The sequence below is a fragment of the Vibrio sp. S17_S38 genome, assembly GCF_014694375.1.
GTDB lineage: Bacteria > Pseudomonadota > Gammaproteobacteria > Enterobacterales > Vibrionaceae > Vibrio.
This window is the reverse complement of record NZ_JAAUWW010000046.1, coordinates 1-1,259: the sequence shown is the minus strand read 5'-3', so window position 1 is coordinate 1,259 and position 1,259 is coordinate 1. Positions and strand designations below refer to the sequence as shown.

Annotated in this window: 1 protein-coding gene; it reads right to left on the bottom strand. The window is 41.9% G+C overall.

Annotated features, from left to right (window positions below; all coding sequences use genetic code 11):
- Positions 1–8 precede the first annotated feature (8 nt).
- Positions 9–1,186 (bottom strand): IS3 family transposase gene (locus tag HC725_RS16510; protein WP_190332949.1). Its coding sequence is split into 2 segments (ribosomal slippage): positions 9–919 and positions 919–1,186, totalling 1,179 coding nucleotides; the frame shifts between segments, so codons are not numbered across the junction.
- Positions 1,187–1,259: the final 73 nt, after the last annotated feature.

Sequence of the window (1,259 nt, the reverse complement as noted above, 5' to 3'; positions counted from 1 at the left end):
TGTAGTGGTCAACTAAAATTGGCCACAGTTTTAGAGTTTTTCCAATAAAGCTGTTCTGATTTATTGGGTGTTAACCCACCATTATATTGATGGGGTCTGAGCTGACAGTAGTAACCAGTTATGTATCTAATTATTTCTTTCCTAGCTTCCGCAAAACTACGATAGCCGGCCATTGGCATCCATTCTGTTTTAAAGCTTCGGAAGAAACGCTCCATCGGAGCGTTATCCCAGCAATTACCACGACGCGATAAACTTTGTTTTAGCTGGTAACGCCATAGTAATTGGCGATAGTAACGGCTTGTATAATGACTACCCTGATCACTGTGGAACATGACACCTTTAGGCTTTCCACGAGATTCAAAAGCCATCGTTAGTGCTTTGCCTGTTAATTTGCTGTCTGGTGATAATGACATTGCCCAGCCAATTGGTTTACGTGCAAATAAGTCAATGACAACCGCTAAATACATCCAACGGTTTCCCACCCAAATATACGTTACATCTCCCACCCAGACTTGATTTGGCTCAGTCACAGCAAATTGTCGTTCAAGGTGATTCGGTATTTCAATATGCTCTTGTGATGCTCGCTTATATTTATGTTTAGCCATTTGACAACTGACTAAACCAAGTGATTTCATAATCTTAGACGCACGGTAACGGCTAGTTGGTACATCTTGTGCAGTGAGCATATACGCGATACTTCTGGCTCCAGCGGAGCCATTACTTGCGGTATGCATTTCTCTGATTAAGCTTTTCAGCTTTATCAATTCAACGTTGGGCGCTTTTGAACGCGCTTTCCAATATTTATAGCTGCTTCGATGTACACTGAACACTTTACATAATGTTGCGATGCTATAGCTCTGCTTGAGTTTCTCAATTATCGAGAATTGTTCAGTGAGTCGGACATCACCAGAGCGGTAGCCTTTTTTAATATTTCATTATGCTCCTCAAGACGCGCAATTTTTTTCTCTAGCTCACGAATTTTAAGCTGTTCAGGTGTTATTGGCGTTGCTTTAGGCCTAATCCCTTGGTGTTCTTGACGCAGTTGACGAACCCACTTATCCATTGTCGATTTGCCAACGCCCATAGCGGCAGCAGCTTCACGGACGGTGTAACCTTGTTCGGTTACCAATGATGCTGATTCAAGTCGAAATTCAGGGCTAAAAGTTGGTCTTGTATGCTTTGTCATAGTTGTCACCTATTAATATATGAGGTGATTATATCACCTCTAATTAGGTGGCCAAATTTACTATGCCACTACA